Source organism: Mycobacterium sp. C31M (genome assembly GCF_053345865.1).
The window spans coordinates 110,032-128,343 of record NZ_JBKFAX010000006.1 but is presented as its reverse complement, the minus strand read 5'-3'; the positions used below and the strand labels follow the sequence as shown (position 1 = coordinate 128,343).

The following is an 18,312-nucleotide window of genomic DNA, read 5'->3' as shown; positions in this document are numbered from 1 at the left end:
ACTACCAGTCGGCCTTGACGTAATCCTTGAGGAAGCAGCCGTACACGTCTTCGCCGGCCTCGCCTCGCACGATCGGGTCGTACACCCGGGCGGCGCCGTCGACCAGGTCCAGCGGGGCGTGGAAACCCTCCTCGGCCAGCCGCAGCTTGGTCGGGTGCGGGCGTTCATCGGTGATCCACCCGGTGTCGACGGCGGTCATCAGGATGCCGTCGGTCTCCAGCATCTCACCGGAGCTGGTGCGGGTCAGCATGTTCAGCGCGGCCTTGGCCATATTGGTGTGCGGGTGGCCAGGGCCCTTGTACTTGCGCCCGAACTGACCTTCCATCGCCGAGACGTTGACGACGTACTTGCGCCGGGCCGCCGCGGCGGCCATCGCCGGGCGTAGCCGGCTGATCAGGATGAAGGGCGCGGTCTGGTTGCACAGCTGCACCTCGAGCAGTTCCATCGCGTCGACCTCGTCGACATGCTGGGTCCAGCTGTTCACCGATGCGGTGTCGGGCAGCAGGCCACCGGCATCGATGGCGGTGCCCGCCGCGATCCGGTCCGGGGAGGCACTGCGGGCGATGAGCGCCAGCTCGGTCACCTGGTGGGTGTGCTGCTCGGCGAGGCTGCCGACCAAAGCGGCCGGGTGGGCATCGCTGACCCGGTCGAAGGAGATCACCCCGGCGGTCTTGGCGACCAGCTCCGGGGAGGCGGTGCGCTCGGCCTCGACCAACGCGGTGTAGGACCCGGGTGAGCGGCGCACCGTCTGGGCGGCGTTGTTGATCAAGATGTCCAGCGGCCCCTGCGCGGCGACGGTATCGGCCAACGCGACAACCTGGGCCGGGTCGCGCAGGTCGATGCCGACCACGCTGAGCCGGTGCAGCCAGTCCGCGCTGTCGGGCATGGCCGCGAACCGGCGCACCGCGTCGTTGGGGAACCGGGTGGTGATGGTGGTATGCGCCCCGTCGCGCAGCAGCCGCAGCGCGATGTACATGCCGATCTTGGCGCGCCCGCCCGTGAGCAGGGCGCGGCGGCCGGTCAGGTCGGTGCGGGCGTCGCGCTTGGCATGGCTGAAGGCCGCGCAGTCCGGGCAGAGCTGGTGGTAGAACGCGTCGACGACGGTGTGGTGCTGCTTGCAGATATAGCAGGCGCGGGACTTGATCAAGGTGCCCGCGGAGGCACCCTTGGCCGCGGAGACCAGCGGCAGGCCGGCGGTCTCGTCGTCGATGCGGCCCGGTGCCCCGGTGGCGGTGGCGGCGATGACGGCGCGGTCGGCCTCGGCGATGGCGTCGCGCTTGGCGTGCCGGCGGGCCTTGCGCACCGACTTGAAGATGCCCGCGGTGGCCCGGCGCACCGCGACGGCGTCCGGGTGCTCCGGTGGGAGTCCCTCAACGTCGGCCAGCACCTGCAGGCAGGTGCGCAGCTTGTCCGGGTCGATCGCATTCACCCAGGTAGCGTACGTGCCGACCCCATGATCAGCCGAATCGTTCAGCGCGCGGCGACGATCCCGCTCCTGGCCAGCCGACGCCGTGACGCCTCGGTCTGGATGACCTTCGGCCACCAGAACCACTTGCCGAGCAGCGCGGCCACCGCCGGCGTCATGAACGAGCGCACCACCAGCGTGTCGAACAGCAGGCCGAGCGCGATCGTCGTACCGACCTGGGCCATCACCTTCAGGTCGCTGAACGCGAAGGAAGCCATGGTGAACGCGAACACCAACCCGGCGGAGGTGACCACCGACCCGGTGCCGGCCATCGCGCGGATGATGCCGGTCTTCAGCCCGCCGTGCAGTTCCTCCTTGAACCGGCTTACCAGCAACAGGTTGTAGTCCGAGCCGACCGCCAGCAGCAGGATCACCGACATCGGCAGCACCATCCAGTGCAACTCCAGACCCAGCAGGTGCTGCCACAACAGCACCGACATGCCGAAGGAGGCGCCGAGGGACAGCAACACCGTCCCGACGATGACGGCGGCCGCCACCAGGCTGCGGGTGATGAGCAACATGATGACAAAAATCAGTGCCGACGCCGCGATCCCGGCGATCACCAGATCCCACTGCGCGCCGTCGTGCATGTCCTTGTAGGTGGCCGCGGTCCCGGCCAGGAACACCTTCGAGCCCTCCAGCGGGGTGCCCTTAATCGCCTCGCGTGCCGCCTGTTTGATCGGGTCGACGTGCGCGATGCCCTCGGGGGTGGCCGGGTCCCCGTCGTGACTGATGATGAACCGCACCGACTTTCCGTCCGGTGAGATGAAATTCTCCATCCCGCGTTTGAAGTCCTCGTTCTCGAAGGCCTCCGGCGGCAGGTAGAACGAATCGTCGTTGCGGGCGTCGTCGAAGGCCTCCCCCATCGCCGTTGAATTCTCCTGCATGGCCGAGCCCTGGTCCTGTATACCCTTCTGGGTCTGATACATGAGCAGAATCGTCTGCCTGGTGCTTTTCAGCGTCTCGATGTTCTGCGGCATGATCGCGACCAGCTGCGGCATGAGGGTGTCCAGGCGTTGCAGGTCCGGGACGACGGATTCGATATCGGTGGTCAGCACGTCGATCCCGTCGAGGGTGTCGAACACCGACCGGATCGCCCAGCAGCCCGGGATGTCGTAGCAGTGCGGTTCCCAGTAGAAGTAGTTGCGCAGCGGCCGCATGAAATCGTCGAAATTGGCGATGTAGTCCCGCAGTTCGGCGGTGTCGACGGTCAGATTGGTGGTCTTGAGCACCATCTGGTGGGTGGTGGCGGCCATCTGCTCGGTGATGGCCGACATCTGTTCCATGGTCTCGATATTGGTCTGCATATCGTCGGCCTGGCGCAGCATGTCGGCGAACTGGTCTTGGCGGTACTTCTCGTTCATGGTCTGGGTGGCGCCCTGCTGGCTGAGCATGAACGGAATCGTGGTGTGCTCGATGGGTTTTCCGTTGGGCCGGGTGATGGTCTGCACCCGCGCCACCCCGCGCACGGCCAAGATGGCCTTGGCGATCTTGTTGATGACCAGGAAGTCGGCCGGGTTGCGCAGATCTCGATCGCTTTCCACCATCAGCAGTTCCGGATTCATCCGGGCCGCACCGAAATGCCGTTCGGCGGCCTCGTATCCGACGTTGGCCGGCAAGTCGGCGGGCAGATAGCGCCGCGCGTCGTAATTGGTCTTGTAGCCCGGCAGGGTGACCAGACCGATCAGCGCCAGCGCCAACGTCGCCACCAGCACCGGGCCCGGCCAGCGCACCACCGTCACCCCGATGCGCCGCCAGCCTCGAGATCGGATGGCGCGCTTGGGTTCGAAGCGGCCGAACCGGCTGCCGATGGTGATGACGGCCGGCCCCAGCGTCAGCGCGGCGAGCACCGCGACCAGGGTGCCGATGGCACACGGCACACCCATCGTCTGGAAGTACGGCAGCCGGGTGAACGACAGACACAGCATCGCCCCGGCGATGGTCAGCCCGGAGCCGAGCACCACGTGCGCGGTGCCCCCGAACATGCTGTGGTACGCGGTTTCTCGGCCCTCACCGGCGCCGCGGGCCTCCTGATAGCGGCCGACGGCGAAGATGGCGTAGTCGGTGCCGGCCGCGATCACCATCAGCGTCAGTAGGTTCACCGCAAAGGTGGACAGCCCGATGACTCCGGAGTTCGCCAGGAAGGCAACCACGCCGCGGGCGGCGCCGAGTTCGACGAACACCGTCAGCAGGATCAGCACCGTGGTGCCGATGGACCGGTAGACGATCAGCAGCATGGCCAGGATGACGCCGAGCGTGATCAAGGTGACCAAGGCGATGCTCTTGTCGCCGGCGTGGTGCTGATCAGAAATGAGCGGGGCGCCGCCGGTGACGAAGACGTGCAGCCCGGGTGGCGGTGGGGTCTGCGCGACGATCTCGCGGACCGCTTCGGCGGATTCGTTGGCGCGCGTCTCGCCCTGGTTGCCGTGCAGGTAGAGCTGCACGTAGGCGGATCTGCCGTCGGCGCTCTGGGCGCCGGCCGCGGTCAGGGTGTCACCCCAGAAGTCGGCGACGTGCTGGATGTGGACGGGGTCGGATTCGAACTTGTCGATCAGGCCGTCGTAGTAGTGGTGGGCCTCGTCGCCGACGGGCTGGTCACCCTCCAGCACCACCATGGCGTTGGAGTCGGAGTCGAACTCGTCGAAGTTGGCGCCGATGCGCTTCATCGAGATCATCGACGGCGCGTCGTTGGCGGACAGCCCGACGGTGTTGGCCTCCCCGACCTTCTCCAGCGACGGGACGAGCACGTTGGTGGCCACCGCCAGGGCGATCCAGGCCAGCACGATGGGGACCGCGAGGATGCGGATCAGGTGGGCGATCCTGGATCGCCGGCCATTGCTGGCGTTCATGAAGGTCGCCCGTCGGTATTACAGAATCACTGTCGGGCGTAACTTACCTAGCTTATTTAATCACCGGCGCTCCGCGCGCGGTTTTGACAGGAACCTCACAGGCTTAGTCGAACAGGCCGTCCAGCGCGCTCTGCTCCAGCTTGACCCACCGTCCCACGTCCTTGCGGACCGCCTCGACCTGCTTGGGCGTCAGATGCTGTGCGCCGCCCTCGGGGGTGATGCGGCACAGGTCCATCGGGCCACCGACGCTCGGGGAGGACGCGTCCAGCGCGTCGAGCACCCGCAGCGCGGCCACCACGCCGTAGTCCACGTCGCGATCGGCCACCTGGAACTGGGTCAACAGCGCGTGCGCCTGCTGCGCCATCGCCGCGCCGCTGCCGATCGCCTGGAACCCTGTCTCCTCGTGGTGGCCGAGCAGTGCATTGGGGTCGAGGTCGATGATGAACGGCTCATCACCGACGTAGCCGGCTGCCAGCACGTAGGTGGCCGGCGTGCCGGCCTTCTCCTGTCCCGGCACGTCGGGGATGAAGTTCTCGTAGTGATGCTCCAGGATCGGCCGCACCCGGGACTGGATGGCGTGCCCGATGTCCTTGGCCTCGACGACGGCGTCGGCCTCCTCGTTGAACAGCTGCTCGACGTCGTAGAGCACCGCGCGCGACCCGCTGCCACCCCAAGCGGCGTTATCGCCCAGCGGATGCAGCTTCTGGGCGGGATAGGTCAGCCCCCGACCCGGATCGGTGATCTGGGAATCCGATGCCATCACGATTCCGTTGGCGCACCGCAGAGCGAGGACGACGGTCATGATCCGAGCCTACGGTGGGGTGATGACCGCGGACGAGCAGCGAGCCGGTGTCGAGCTGACCAACCTGGACCAACCGCTCGGCCCGGACGCCGGGGCCACCAAACGCGACCTGGTGGATTATCTGGACGCCGTCGCCGACCGGATCCTGCCGTGCCTGGCCGACCGCCCGCTGACGGTGTTGCGGGTGCTGCGCGGGCGCGCGCCGTTCATGCAGAAGAACGTGCCCAAGTACACGCCGGACTGGGTTGCGACGGTGCCGATCTGGGCCGAGGCGTCACACCGGGAGATCCACTACGCGCTGTGTGATGACCGGCGCACCCTGCTATGGCTGGCCAATCAGCGCGCCGTCGAATACCACCCGGCGCTCGGGTTCGCCGCCGACATCTACCGGCCCACCCATCTGATCCTGGACCTCGACCCACCCGATGGCGCGGATTTCGCCACGGTGGTGGCGGTAGCACTGCTGGTCCGGCAGGCCCTGGCCGACTGCGGGCTGGCCGGCGCGGTGAAGACCAGCGGATCACGCGGGGTACACATCTTTGTGCCGGTTGATGCCCCGGGTGAGGATGTCGCCGCCGCGACTCGGGCCCTGGCCGCCCGTGCCGCGGCGCTCGATCCGTCCATCGCGACAACGGCTTTCATCGTCGAGGACCGCGGCGGCAAGGTATTCGTCGACGCCACCCGGTCCGGTGGCGCGACGGTGGCCGCGGCCTACAGCCCGCGCCTGCGCGCCGGGACCCCGGTGTCGTTCCCGCTGGCCTGGTCGGAACTCGCCGACGTGCACCCGTCGGATTTCACCGTGCACACCGCACTGGACCGCCTCGGCGACCGCGACCCGTGGGCCACCGAAATGCCTGCACCGCAACGATTGCCCGCAGACCTCGTCGCGCAGGGCCACACCATCCCGGTGGCCCGGGTGGCGGCCATGCATGAGGGCAAGCGGCGGGCAAAGGCACGACGCGAACAGGATCAGGACTCCCGATAGCCCAGCGCGGCCGAGATCCTGCCGGCCGCGCGGATCACCACCGGCACCAGTCCACGCATGCGGGCCGCCGGCATGTACGGGCGCGTCGCCGAGACACTGATGGCCCCGACAATGGCCCCGGAGGCGTCCCGCACCGGGGCGGAGACGCACCGGATTCCGGGCTCATTGTCCTCCAGGTCCATCGCTGCGCCAGCCTGTTTGTAACTGCGCATCCGTGCGCAGAACTGTTCGGCGTCAGTCTTTTTGGCCTCCGGTGACAGCTGAGGGTGCCCGGCGTCGGCTTCGAAGGCCGTCCGCCACCGATCGGGCGAGTCGAGCAGCAACGCCTTGCCCACACCGGCGCGTGTGAGCGGCATCCGGTACCCGATGCGGGAGCGCATCTCCGCGCCACGCGACCCGGGCAGCTTGTCCAGATAGAGGACCGAGCCGCCGTCCTCCACGGCCAGATGCACCGTGTCGCTGACCTGGTCCGACAGGGCCTCCAGAACGGGCCGTGCCACCACCGGCAACGGATTGCCGTGCAGCGCCTTGAAACCGAGGTCGATGAGCGCCGGACCCAGCGAGTACCCCTTGGCCTGCAGTCGCAGGTAGCCCTGCTGCAGCAGCAACTGGATGAGACGGTGCGCGGTGCTGCGGCCCAGCCCGGTCCGATCGGCGACCGACTTGAGATCGTCGGCTCCGTCGGCGACAGCCTGAATCACCGACAGCCCCCGAGCCAGGGTCTGCGTACCTGCGGGAATCTCGGCATTGGGTTCGGACACGGCTACATCTTTCCATATATAGGGATGACGTTTGCATATCTGGAACGCCGGGTCGACTGTGTGTTTGTGATGCAGACCACCTCGACCGCCCGGGTCGTCGCCGTCGACTGGGGCACGACCTCGCTACGTGCCTGGCTGATGGGCGACGACGGACAGATCCTGGCCGCGCACCGCCGGGCCAAGGGACTGTTGAGCATCACCGACCTTCCACCCGCCGAACGCGGTGCCGAGTACGAAGCGATCTTCACCGAACTGTGCGCGGACTGGTTTCGGGCTCACCCCGGGCTGCCGGCCATCGCGTGCGGCATGGTCGGCAGCAGCGAGGGCTGGACCGACGCCGGATACCTGACCGTCCCCACCGAGCTGTCGATCGGCTTGAACGACCTCACCGAGATCCGGCACAACCACGGCGTGCTGCACCTCGTCCCCGGCCTGCGGGTCGCCTCCGGCGCCGAACACCCCGGCGACCTGCTACGCGGCGAGGAGAGTCAACTCGCCGGCGCCCTGGATCTGATCGGACCCGACCACGGCGGGCTCACCTTCGTCCTGCCCGGAACGCACACCAAATGGGTACGGGTGGACGACGGCGCCGTGACCGCCTTCACCACCGTGATGACCGGCGAGATCTACGGCCTGCTGCTCGAACACGGCCTGCTGGCCCGCACCGCGGCACCCCGGATCCACGACGACCACGCCTTCGCGCGCGGTCTGGGCACCACCGGCGAACGCGGGCTACCGGCGGAACTGTTCGCGACACGGGCGCTGGTGCTGGACGGCCTGCTGGCGCCGAGCTCGGTGTCGGACTACATCTCCGGTGTCCTCATCGCCGACGAGATCCGCCACCAGCTGCCACGCCACGGGGGCACGGACGGCTATGTCCTGTGCGGGGCGCCCGACCTGTGCGAGCGCTACGCACGCGCCCTGGAGCTGCACGGCGCCGCCCCCCGGATCCTCGCCGAGGACACCACGGCACGCGGCCTGTGGACGATCGCCGCGCGCGCCGGACTCATCGACGACGAATGCACCGCTGCAGCAGGAGGTTTCCCGACGTGACAACACCGACACCGGCCACCGGGCTGGTCGCCATTCTGCGCGGCGTCACCCCGAGCGAGGTCGTGCAGATCGGGACGGCGCTGCTGGAAGAGGGAATCTCGGCGATCGAGGTGCCGATGAACTCCCCGGACCCCCTGCGGTCGATCGAGTTGCTGGCCGACGCGGTGGGTGCACACTGCGCGGTGGGGGCGGGCACCGTCACCACCATGGACGACCTGATCCGCACCGAATCCGCCGGCGCCCGAATCATTGTGGCACCCAACACCGATGCCGAGATCATCGCCGAGGCGGTCTCGCGCGGGCTGCTCCCCTACCCCGGGGTGGCCACGCCAACCGAGGCGTTCACCGCCTTGAAGGCCGGAGCGCGCAACCTGAAGTTGTTCCCGTCCGACGTGCTCGGAATCGGCGGCATGAAGGCCATCGCGGCGGTCCTGCCGGCGGGCACCGAGATGCTGCCGGTGGGCGGTGTCGACGAAACGAACCTCGCGGCCTGGCTCACCGCCGGTGCCGGCGGTGCAGGCATCGGCAGCTGCCTCTACCGACCCGGCGATACCGCGAACGCCGTCCGGGCCCGAGCCCGCACCCTCGCCCAGATCTGGTCGTCCCGGCACACGCCGGCCTGACCGCGCCCTCCTTCGACAATCACACGAGAAAGCGATGCCATGAAGATCGTCTCCCTGACCACCTATGCCGTCCCCCCGCGGTGGCTGTTCCTCAAGATCGAGACCGACGACGGCATGGTCGGCTGGGGCGAACCGGTACTGGAAGGCCGCGCCGCGACGGTTGCCGCCGCCGTCGAAGAGCTGTCGGACTACCTCATCGGCCAGGACCCCACCCAGATCGAGGACCTCTGGAATGTGTTGTACCGCGGCGGTTTCTACCGCGGCGGCGGCATCCACATGAGCGCGCTGGCCGGGATCGACCAGGCGTTGTGGGACATCAAGGGCAAGGTCCACGGCGTCCCTGCCTACGAGCTGCTCGGCGGCAGGGTCCGCGATCGTATGAAGGTCTACTCCTGGGTGGGTGGTGACCGGCCCGCCGACACCGCCGGACACGCCCGCGAAGTGGTGGACCGCGGGTTCACAGCCCTCAAGATGAACGGCACCCAGGAGATGCAGTACATCGACGGGTGGGACAAGGTGGAGGCCGCCGTCAACAACATCGGCGCCGTCCGCGACGCCGTCGGCACCGAAACCGGTATCGCCGTCGACTTCCACGGCCGCGTGCACAAGCCGATGGCGAAGGTGCTGCTCCGCGAACTCGAGCCGTTCCACCTGATGTTCGTCGAGGAACCCGTGCTCTCCGAGCATGTGGACAGCTGCCTGGATGTGCTGCGCAACTCCCCGATACCCATCGCTCTGGGCGAACGGCTCTACTCCCGTTGGGATTTCAAGGACGTCATCAGCAGCGGCGCGGTGGACATCATCCAGCCCGATCCGTCACACTGCGGTGGGATCACCGAGTCCCGCAAGATCGCGCACTTCGCCGAGTCCTACGACGTCGCCGTCGCGCTGCACTGCCCGCTGGGCCCGATCGCGTTGGCGGCGTGCCTGCAGATCGACGCCGGCTGCTACAACGCGGTCATCCAGGAACAGAGCCTGGGCATCCAGTACAACACGACCAACGACCTCCTCGACTACCTGGTCGATGCAACCGTTTTCGACTACGCCGACGGGTTCGTGAAGATTCCCTCCGGCCCCGGCCTGGGCATCGAGATCAACGAGGACTACGTCGTCGAACGCGCCAAAGAGGGGCACCGATGGCGTAACCCGTTGTGGCGGCATGCCGACGGCTCCGTAGCGGAATGGTGACGACCGATGACCACAAATAACACCGCACTGCGCGCGACGGCGTCGAAGGCGCGCATCGGAATCGGCATCATGTTGTTCATCACCGTGGTGATCAACTACATGGACCGATCCAACCTGTCGATCGCCATGCCGGCCATCTCCGAGGAATTGGATCTCTCCAAAGCCCAGCAGGGCCTACTGCTTTCCGCCTTCGGCTGGACCTACGCGGCCCTGCAGATCCCCGGCGGCTGGTTGGTGGACCGTGTCCCACCACGGGTGCTGTACCCGTTCTGCCTCATCATGTGGTCGCTCGCAACGGTGTTCATGGGGATCTTCGGCGGGTTCGTCGCGCTGATCATCCTCCGCTTGCTGGTCGGCACGTTCGAGGCACCCGCCTACCCGATCAACAATCGCGTTGCGACGGCGTGGTTCCCGGAGCGCGAACGGGCCACCGCCATCGGCTTCTACACCTCGGGTCAGTTCATCGGCCTGGCGCTGCTGACCCCGGTGCTGTCCTGGCTGCAGGCCGTCACCTCGTGGCACTGGGTGTTCGTCGCCACCGGCGCCATCGGCATCGCCTGGGGCATCGTGTGGTACCTGGTCTACCGCGAGCCCAGGCAGTCGCGCGCCAATGAGGCCGAGATCGCCCTGATCGAAGAGGGCGGCGGACTTGTCGACCTCGCCGAACGCCGGACCGAACGTGCGGCCATCACCCGCGCCGACCTCGCCACGGTGCTGGGCAGCCGCAAACTGTGGGGTATCTACCTCGGTCAGTTCTGCCTGACCTCGACCCTGTGGTTCTTCCTGACGTGGTTCCCGACCTACCTCGTCGAGTACCGCGACATGGATTACATCAAGTCCGGGTTCCTCGCCTCGCTACCGTTCATCGCCGCGCTCATCGGTGTGCTGTTCTCCGGGATGTTCTCCGATTTCCTGCTGCGCCGCGGCCGGAGCCTGAGCGTCGCCCGCAAGGGCCCGATCATCACCGGCCTGCTGTTGACGACGGCCATGCTGGGCGCGAACTTCACCGATTCGACCACCTGGGTCATCGTGTTCCTGTCCATTGCCTTCTTCGGCAACGGTCTGGCGTCCATCACCTGGTCATTGGTCTCGGCGCTGGCGCCCACCAGGCTGATCGGGCTCACCGGCGGAATGTTCAACTTCATCGGGAACCTGTCGTCGATCGCGACGCCGATCATCATCGGTCTGATCGTCACTGATGCCAGTTTCGCGCCGGGCTTCCTGTACATGACCGTCATCACCGCGCTCGGGATTGCCTCCTACGTGCTGCTGGTCGGCAGAGTGGAGCGGGTGGCCGACCCGACCGACTTCATCGGGGCGACAGCAAGGTAATCCGTTGCCCGAGGGGAGGTCCATGCCGATTCGTCGGCATGGGCCTTCGCCGCATCACGCTTGGCCGTCGGTTTGATCACGGGCATTGAACGGTCGCGCGCGGCACTGGTTTCATCGTCATGGTGGGCACACTTGCGCTGATCGTGGTGGTCGCCGTGGTTGCCGCGCTGAGCGGGTACGCGGTCGGGCGGGCCAAACCGCGACGGGCCCGCCAGGTGTTCCTCGCCGGCTTCCTGTGCGGCTCGGTCACCGGATCGGTGGTGCGTCGCAGACTGGCGAATCATGTGTTCCGGCGGGTCATTTCAGATCGTCGGCAGCGGGGTCGCGGCCGGGCCCAGCAGATCCGCCTCGCTGTTCGATGAGGTGCGCCGCCACCGTCCGTACAACGGCAACTGCTGCAACGACTCCGGCCCCGACGGTCGCCGGGCCAGGAATCTAATGACGGTCCGCACGTAGCGGGAGAACACCAACGCGCTGCCGACGATGAGGAAGCGGCGCACCATGACCAGCACGGTGAACGTCGCGACGGTCACCGCGACCACGGCCCACATCAGATCCACCCGCACAGCGTGGCAGAGCGGACCCCGAGGCGGGTGTTATCCGGCGGCGCCGATGAAGTCGACCCCGGCGTTGATCGCCGCGCGGTGCCGCAGGATGCGGTAGTGGGCCAGCCGGCCGAGGCCGCGGGTGGTCACCAGCTCCGAACCCGGCCATTTGCCGATGAGCTCCTGGCTGTAGTGATACGGCGCGTCCGGATCGTCGGGGTCGTGGATGACCAGCAGCGGGGTCGCGGCCGCCAGGTTGGACCCGATGACGCCGAGGTCGGTGTCGAACAGCGGCATCTCGATACGCTTGCTGAGCCGGCGGTGCAGGCCGTCGCGGATCCGCGGGCCGAAGCCGTGCCGCTCGGCGAACAGGTCGAGATAGAAACCGAAGTCCCCCATCGGCGCCAGGAAGACGAGGCGTTCGATCTCGCTGCCACGGGCCAGGGCCAGCGCGGCGGCCTTGGCACCCAGCGAGTGCGCGACGACGGCGCGGGCCGGGCCGTGGGTGTCTATGACCGCGCGGAAGGCTTCGGTGCACTCGACGAGGTGGGTGCGGCCTTCTGCGAGAGAGCCGGTGTCGGAGTCGTTGTGGGCGGGCAGGTCGAAGGCGATGACGCGGTGCCCGGACGCGACGAGAGGTTTGACGAAGACGCCGAGATGCGCGCGGCAGCCGCCCCAGCCGTGCACCAGGTACACCGGCGGGCCCTCGCCCCAGGCCTCGCCCGCGACCCGGTAGCCGGACCAGTGCGCCTCGACGGGCTCACTCGGCGGGACCCCGGGCGGCATGCGCAGGCTGGCGTCGACCGCCGGCGGGGTGCACCACAGCTCGGTGGCCCAGCGGGCGCCGATACCCGGTGCGATGCGTTCCATCACGCCCAGCGCGCGCCGGATCCGCGGCTCCACGGGCGGCTCGATGCCCGAGCCGGCCTGATCCGGCGCCCGTGTGCTGTCGCCGACCATCAGAGTGCCCCCATGCGGCCGATCCTAATTGGGCGTGCAGATCGGCCGACAAGCTGTGCGCCGCGGAAACCTGACTTCGGGTGGGCCGGCTGGCGATACTCGAAGCGCCACCGAGGTTTCTTCCGAGTGAGGAGTATCAATGCAAATCAGCACCGCGGTCCGCGCCATCGGGATCGCCCGCACGTTCGGCGGGCTGACGGCCTATCTCTGGCCGGATCAGTTCGCCAAGTACGGGCAGCTTCCGGAGGCCGGTGGTAACGCCGATGCCCGCTACATCGCGCGACTGTTCGGTGCGCGCGATATCGTCGTCGGCCTCGCCACGGTGGCGGGCCCGTCCCAACGTGCGGGGCTCTGGATGGGCGTGGCGTTCGACGCCTTCGACACCGCGTCGAACCTGCTGGCGGCCCGCGACGGCAAGGACGTCGAATGGGCGGGGGCGGCCAGCGTGCTGACGACGGGGTTCGCCCTCGGCGGTGCCGCGGTCGGACGACGCTGGGCGGCCGAAGATGCGTCGAACGTCGGCAAGTTGTCGACATAAGCCACGAATCTCGACCACAAGCCAACACTCGGCGCGTCGAGTTCGAATGAGGTGCGTCGGCGCGCACCCGCCAACGAAAAAGGCCCGGACCTCATCGGTCCGGGCCTTTCTTGTGGAGCTGCCGGGAATTGAACCCGGGTCCTACGGCATTCCCTCAAGACTTCTCCGTGCGCAGTCCGCTATGCCTCTACTCGGATCTCCCGGTCACGCAGACAAGCCGAGATGACGATCCCAGTCGCTGTTTGATGTCCCCACGGGTCCCGCGACCGAACCCCTGGGTGGGTCCCTCTAGCTGATGCCAGGGTCCGGGCCGAGGGCGCTCCCGGTCTGACAGACACGCAGTCGCTTAGGCAGCGAGGGCGTAGTCGCGCTGATTGGAATCGGCGCTTAATTGGTTGCAACGACGCTTACGGTGGTCTCTTGCCTGCACCGGCACGCTTCCCTTGATTCGATGCGCGAAGTCGAAACCGTTCAGCCCCTCGCATCCCCACCGACTTTCGGCAGGAGACACCATCATACCGGCCACACCGACAACAGCCAGCGATTAAACCGTCTGACCCGACCGCGCCACCAGATCGGCCATCGGCACCGGCCGACCGAACAGGTGCCCCTGCCCGTATTGGCCGCCGGCCCGGCACACCATCGCAGCCTGCTCCGTCGTCTCGATGCCCTCGGCGATGACCTCCAGGCCCAGGTCATCACACAGTTTGATGACCGACCGGTACAAGGTCAGGTCACGGCCGGGCTCGCCACCGGAGGCCAGGGTGCGGTCCAGCTTCACGATGTCGACCGGCAGGCAGTGCAGATACAGCAGCGAGTTGAACCCCGACCCGAAATCGTCGAGCGCCACCTTGACGCCCAGTTGGGCGAACCGGCTGATCTGCCGCGCGGCCCGCTCCAGGTCGACGATCGGTTCGGTCTCGGTGATCTCCAGCACCAGCCGCCCGCGGGGAACGCTGCGACGTTCCAACACCTCGCGCACTTGCTGCTCGAATCCGGGCGTGCCCAATCGCGCCCCGCCGATGTTGACGTGGATGTCGAGATCCAACCCGCTGTCGCGCACCTCCGCACACGCCATATCGAGCACCAGCGCGTCGAGATCCGCCCCCAGGCCGGCGGCCTCGGTGCTGGCGACAAAGGTCTCCGGCGAGATGTCGATACCGTTGGCGGCGGTCCACCGGGCCAGCGCCTCCACGGCCACCGGCACCCCTTCGGGCATCCGCACCATCGGCTGGTAGACCAGCCGGAACCCGGGTGGCGGCTGCCCGTCCGCGGCACGCAGCACGGTCGGGAAGTCGACGACCGCGCCGACGGCCGGGTTGTAGACCACTACGGTGTCCTTGCCGATCCGCTTGCCCGCGTACATCGCGACATCGGCCTGGCGCAGCAGATCGTCGGGGGTCTGAGCCAATCCCTCAGTATCCGGGCGCACCAGGCCCATGCTTGCCTTCACCCGAATCGATGTGCCGTGCAACGGGAACGGGTCGCGCAACGCGATCCGCAACCGTTCTGCTGCGCCCTCCAACTGCTCGCCGTGATCACCGGTGCTCTCAATCAGCACCGCGAACTCGTCGCCGCCGATCCGCGAGAGGGTGTCGTTGTCGGTCACACACCGCGACAACCGCTCCCCGACCGCACACAGCAGGTCGTCGCCGGCGCCGTGCCCGAACCGGTCGTTGATCTCCTTGAAATCGTCTAGGTCCAGGAAGATCAGCACGAACTGACCGTGGGCCATCGCCTCGTCGAGCCGGCGCGCAAACAGCGTCCGGTTCGTCAACCCGGTCAACGCATCGTGATTGACCTGGTAACCGAGCCGGCGCTGGGCCCAGTACAGCGACTGGGTCAACGACCGTTCCGCCCGTGACGCCAGGACCTGCCGCGCCGCGACCAGGGTCACCAACACCACCGTCAACACCACCGCAGCGACGGGCAGGCCACGGCCGATGATGACATGGAAGGCGAACACCACCGCGACACCGAGAAATCCTGCATACGGCAACAACAGCTGCGGCCAGTCGTCACGACGGAACGCACCAGATCCCCGCGGCTCGGACATCGGCAGGAATGCGATGCCGACGAGCACCGGCCCGAGGATCAGTCCGGCCCCGCCCCACAGTTCCGCTCCAGGCAGGCCGATACCGACAAAATAGGCGGCGAACCGCCCACCGGACGCGGCCATCATCAGGCCCGCAGCCATGAACAAGTAATTCGTCCGCCCCGGACGGCCGGGTTCGTAGATCATCGCGATCAGCACCGCGACGCCGACCAGGATCAGTTCACCGGCAGCGAAGACGATGTCCAACGGCGCAGAACCGGTGGGTGTGGACACCCGCGACGTTCGGGTCTCGAAGTTCGCCATGACCGCCAGAATCAGGTAGGCCAGGCCGGCAATGATCCCGTCGAGCACATTGGTCACCAAGGGTTGCCGCAGCGGGCTGTCGGGCGGACCCGTCACACCGCCGCTGGAGTACACCAACAGAATCACCGAAGTCAGCGCAAGCGCAGGCAGCACCATCAGATACGTCGTCCGAGCCCACTCCGGTGTCAGCTGCGCGACGCCTGCCCACCACAGGATCTCCCCCGCCACCCAGGCCACGAGCGCGACAACGTACAACAGGCGCCACCACCGGGCGGTTCCGGACATCCGCAGGGCAACCACCAAACCGACGAGGGCTGCTCCGCCACTGGTACACATCTGCAGCAGAAACGCTCCGCGGTGCGCCGCAGCGTCGCCCCAGGGCACCGACGCGTTGACCACGATCGCCACGATGACAAGGGCCATCGCGAGCACCCCGAAACGTGCGCGTCGCGTAGCCACCCCATCCTCCCCCTGCGCCGGATCCTTTCTCAGCCGTCCTGGCCCGTCACTCTAGGCCCCACGACAGTTTGCCGACGGCAAGATGAATACATGCCGCGCGTCGATACCCTCACCCGTCACATTTCGGCCGACCCGCATGCCATCTATGCGGCATGGCTGGACCCGCAGGCCCTGGCCTGCTGGCTGCCACCAACCGGAATGACGGCGCGCACCGAGCAGTTCGAGCCACGGGTCGGCGGCCGCTATGTGATGACACTGCCTATCTGGCGCGTTAACGCATGCCCTTGGCGCGGCGGCCGAGTTCGCGGACGATCTCCCGGTCCGCGTCGCGCTTGGCCAGGTCCTGACGCTTGTCGCGGGCCTCTTTACCGCGGGCCAGCGCCAACTCGACCTTGACCTTGCCGTCGACGAAGTACAGCGACAGCGGCACCAACGTCAGATTGCCGTCGCGGATCTTGCCGACCAGGGTGTCGATCTGGCTGCGGTGCATCAACAGTTTCCGGTTGCGCCGCGGTGCGTGGTTGGTCCAAGTGCCGTGGTGATATTCGGCGATGTGCAGGTTGCGCAGCCAGATCTCGCCGTCGTCGACGGTTGCGAACGCATCGGCCAGTGAGGCCTGCCCCTCGCGCAGACTCTTCACCTCGGTGCCCACCAGCATGATCCCGGCCTCGTAGACGTCCAGGATCGAATAGTTGTGGCGCGCCTTGCGATTGGTCGCAACGACGTGGTTGTTCGCCTTCTCGGCGGCTTTGTCGGGTTTTTTCGCCATCTTCTATCTTCGTACGTAAAGGCGCAGCGTCACGTACGCAGTCAGCCCGGCCATCGCCACACCCACGAACAGCAGGATCGGCGATATATAAAGTATGTCGGCGAAGTCCAGCGGCGCAATCAAATTAGCCTGGGTGAACTGCGACAGCGCCTTCTCCAGGAACAGCGAGCGCACCGTCAGCAGGCCGATCATCGCCAGCACCACACCGATGAACGCGGCCAGCATGGCCTCCACCAGGAATGGCAGCTGGGTATACCAACGGGTTGCGCCCACCAGCCGCATGATGCCGATCTCGGTGCGCCGCGTGTAGGCCGCCACCTGAACCATGTTGGCGATCAACAGGATCGCGCCGATCGCCTGCACCAGCGCCACCGCGAACGCCGCGCTGGACATGCCGTCGAGCAGCGCGAACAGCCGGTCGATCAGGTCCTTCTGGTTGAGCACGTTGAGCACACCGGGTTGGCCCTGCATCGCGGTGTCGAAATCGACGTGCTGCTCCGGGTTGTCCAGCTTGACGATGAACGAGGCCGGGAAGGCATCCTTGCTGGCGACATCCTTGAAGGCCGGGATCTTGGCGATCGCATCCTCGTAGGCGTCGGCCTGGTTCAGGTAGCGCACCGATTGCACGTCATCGCGGGCATCGATCTGGGCACGCAGCGCCTTGCACGGATCCTGGTCGCAGTTCGGGTCGTTGGCCGAGACGTCGTTGGTCAGGAAGACCTGGCTCTCCACCCGGTCCAGGTAGATGTCACGGGACTGATCGGCCACCCGCATCACCAGCAGGCCCCCGCCGAACAAGCCGATCGAGATGGCCGTCGTCAGGATCATGGCCACCGTCATGGTGACGTTGCGGCGAAGTCCGGTCCAGACCTCGTTGATCAAAAAGCCAAAACGCACTAGCGATCCATTCCGTAGACACCGCGCTGCTCGTCGCGGATGAGCCGGCCCAGTTCCAGTTCGATGACACGCTGCCGCATCGAGTCCACGATGTGGTGATCGTGCGTCGCCATCAGAACGGTGGTTCCGGTGCGATTGATCCGCTCAAGCAGATCCATGATGTCCTTGCTGGTTTCCGGGTCCAGGTTGCCGGTCGGCTCGTCGGCGATCAGCAGCAGGGGACGGTTGACGAAGGCCCGTGCGATCGCGACGCGCTGCTGCTCACCACCGGAGAGCTCATGCGGCAGCCGGGCGGCCTTACCGGACAGCCCGACCATCTCCAGCACATCGGGCACCACCCGGTTGATGACATCCCCGCGCTTGCCGATCACCTCCAGGGCGAACGCGACGTTCTCGAAGACGGTCTTCTGCTGCAGCAGCCGGAAGTCCTGGAAGACGCAGCCGATGACCTGCCGCAGCTGCGGGATATGCCGGTCGGCGAGCTTGTTGACATGGAATTTGGAGACGCGGATATCGCCCTTGGTGGGGTGCTCCGCGCCGAGCAGCAGGCGCATGAACGTCGACTTGCCCGAGCCGGACGGCCCGATCAGGAAGACGAACTCACCCTTGTCGATTTTGAGCGAGACGTCATCCAGCGCCGGTCGAGCAGAGGATTTGTACTGCTTGCTCACTTTGTCGAGGGTGATCATCACGGCACGCCAGTGTAGCGGGATGTCGACGGGTGTCC

General features: G+C 67.0%; 16 protein-coding genes and 1 other RNA gene. 6 read left to right on the top strand and 11 right to left on the bottom strand.

From position 1 onward, the window contains the following. Window position 1 precedes the first annotated feature (1 nt). The 3 genes from ACLBYA_RS11395 to ACLBYA_RS11385 all read right to left on the bottom strand — a co-directional run bounded on the left by ACLBYA_RS11395 (window position 2) and on the right by ACLBYA_RS11385 (window position 5,116). Entirely contained in the window at window positions 2-1,429 is a 1,428-nt protein-coding gene (locus ACLBYA_RS11395) for an SDR family NAD(P)-dependent oxidoreductase (RefSeq protein ID WP_447709509.1), read from the bottom strand. 41 nt (window positions 1,430-1,470) lie between these two features. Beyond that, entirely contained in the window at window positions 1,471-4,314 is a 2,844-nt protein-coding gene (locus ACLBYA_RS11390; protein ID WP_447709508.1) for an MMPL/RND family transporter, read from the bottom strand. 103 nt (window positions 4,315-4,417) lie between these two features. Then, window positions 4,418-5,116 (bottom strand): proteasome protein, encoded by a 699-nt coding sequence (locus ACLBYA_RS11385; RefSeq protein WP_447709507.1) that lies wholly within the window; start codon window positions 5,114-5,116, stop codon window positions 4,418-4,420. Between the two features lie 22 nt (window positions 5,117-5,138). On the opposite strand from ACLBYA_RS11385, the gene ACLBYA_RS11380 reads away from it, so the two are divergent. Beyond that, window positions 5,139-6,101: a DNA polymerase domain-containing protein gene (locus ACLBYA_RS11380; RefSeq protein ID WP_447709656.1), complete on the top strand. Its 963-nt coding sequence runs from the start codon at window positions 5,139-5,141 to the stop codon at window positions 6,099-6,101. Here ACLBYA_RS11380 and ACLBYA_RS11375 read toward each other — a convergent pair. Continuing rightward, the gene (locus tag ACLBYA_RS11375) at window positions 6,086-6,862 is read right to left on the bottom strand and encodes an IclR family transcriptional regulator (protein WP_447709506.1); all 777 of its coding nucleotides are present in this window, start codon (window positions 6,860-6,862) and stop codon (window positions 6,086-6,088) included. The two genes, ACLBYA_RS11380 and ACLBYA_RS11375, sit on opposite strands and share 16 nt — an antisense overlap. 24 nt (window positions 6,863-6,886) lie before the next feature. Between ACLBYA_RS11375 and ACLBYA_RS11370 the strand changes: the two genes are divergently transcribed. Genes ACLBYA_RS11370 through ACLBYA_RS11355 form a run of 4 tightly spaced genes read left to right on the top strand, consistent with a single transcriptional unit; the run spans window position 6,887 to window position 11,058 of the window. After that, the gene (locus ACLBYA_RS11370; RefSeq protein WP_447709505.1) at window positions 6,887-7,915 is read left to right on the top strand and encodes a 2-dehydro-3-deoxygalactonokinase; all 1,029 of its coding nucleotides are present in this window, start codon (window positions 6,887-6,889) and stop codon (window positions 7,913-7,915) included. Continuing rightward, entirely contained in the window at window positions 7,912-8,538 is a 627-nt protein-coding gene (locus ACLBYA_RS11365; RefSeq protein ID WP_447709504.1) for a 2-dehydro-3-deoxy-6-phosphogalactonate aldolase, read from the top strand. The genes ACLBYA_RS11370 and ACLBYA_RS11365 overlap by 4 nt, the downstream gene beginning before the upstream one ends. A 39-nt stretch (window positions 8,539-8,577) precedes the next feature. Further along, on the top strand, window positions 8,578-9,726 hold the full coding sequence (gene dgoD / locus ACLBYA_RS11360; RefSeq protein WP_447709503.1) for a galactonate dehydratase: 1,149 nt from the start codon (window positions 8,578-8,580) through the stop codon (window positions 9,724-9,726). Window positions 9,727-9,732: 6 nt separating this feature from the next. Further along, a complete protein-coding gene (locus tag ACLBYA_RS11355) occupies window positions 9,733-11,058 on the top strand; it encodes an MFS transporter (protein WP_447709502.1) in 1,326 nt (441 codons plus the stop codon). A gap of 302 nt (window positions 11,059-11,360) precedes the next feature. Here ACLBYA_RS11355 and ACLBYA_RS11350 read toward each other — a convergent pair whose 3' ends face one another. Together ACLBYA_RS11350 and ACLBYA_RS11345 are read right to left on the bottom strand one after the other, a co-directional pair. Further along, complete coding sequence (locus ACLBYA_RS11350) at window positions 11,361-11,618, bottom strand: hypothetical protein (RefSeq protein ID WP_447709501.1); 258 nt, start codon at window positions 11,616-11,618, stop codon at window positions 11,361-11,363. A 36-nt stretch (window positions 11,619-11,654) separates the two neighbouring features. Further along, a complete protein-coding gene (locus tag ACLBYA_RS11345; RefSeq protein WP_447709500.1) occupies window positions 11,655-12,563 on the bottom strand; it encodes an alpha/beta fold hydrolase in 909 nt (302 codons plus the stop codon). Between the two features lie 139 nt (window positions 12,564-12,702). Here ACLBYA_RS11345 and ACLBYA_RS11340 point away from each other — a divergent pair, with 139 nt between their 5' ends. Then, window positions 12,703-13,101, top strand: a complete 399-nt coding sequence (locus tag ACLBYA_RS11340; protein WP_447709499.1) for a hypothetical protein — start codon at window positions 12,703-12,705, stop codon at window positions 13,099-13,101. 110 nt (window positions 13,102-13,211) lie between these two features. Here ACLBYA_RS11340 and ssrA read toward each other — a convergent pair. The 5 genes from ssrA to ftsE form a co-directional block, all read right to left on the bottom strand. Then, window positions 13,212-13,580: a transfer-messenger RNA gene (ssrA, locus tag ACLBYA_RS11335) on the bottom strand. Window positions 13,581-13,645: 65 nt separating this feature from the next. Further along, window positions 13,646-15,883, bottom strand: a complete 2,238-nt coding sequence (locus ACLBYA_RS11330; protein WP_447709655.1) for a putative bifunctional diguanylate cyclase/phosphodiesterase — start codon at window positions 15,881-15,883, stop codon at window positions 13,646-13,648. A gap of 307 nt (window positions 15,884-16,190) precedes the next feature. Next, window positions 16,191-16,688: an SsrA-binding protein SmpB gene (gene smpB, locus ACLBYA_RS11325; protein WP_447709498.1), complete on the bottom strand. Its 498-nt coding sequence runs from the start codon at window positions 16,686-16,688 to the stop codon at window positions 16,191-16,193. Window positions 16,689-16,691: 3 nt separating this feature from the next. After that, window positions 16,692-17,585, bottom strand: a complete 894-nt coding sequence (gene ftsX / locus ACLBYA_RS11320) for a permease-like cell division protein FtsX (protein WP_447709497.1) — start codon at window positions 17,583-17,585, stop codon at window positions 16,692-16,694. Then, complete coding sequence (gene ftsE / locus ACLBYA_RS11315; RefSeq protein ID WP_335328825.1) at window positions 17,585-18,274, bottom strand: cell division ATP-binding protein FtsE; 690 nt, start codon at window positions 18,272-18,274, stop codon at window positions 17,585-17,587. Before ftsE ends, ftsX begins: the two co-directional genes overlap by 1 nt. Window positions 18,275-18,312: the final 38 nt, after the last annotated feature.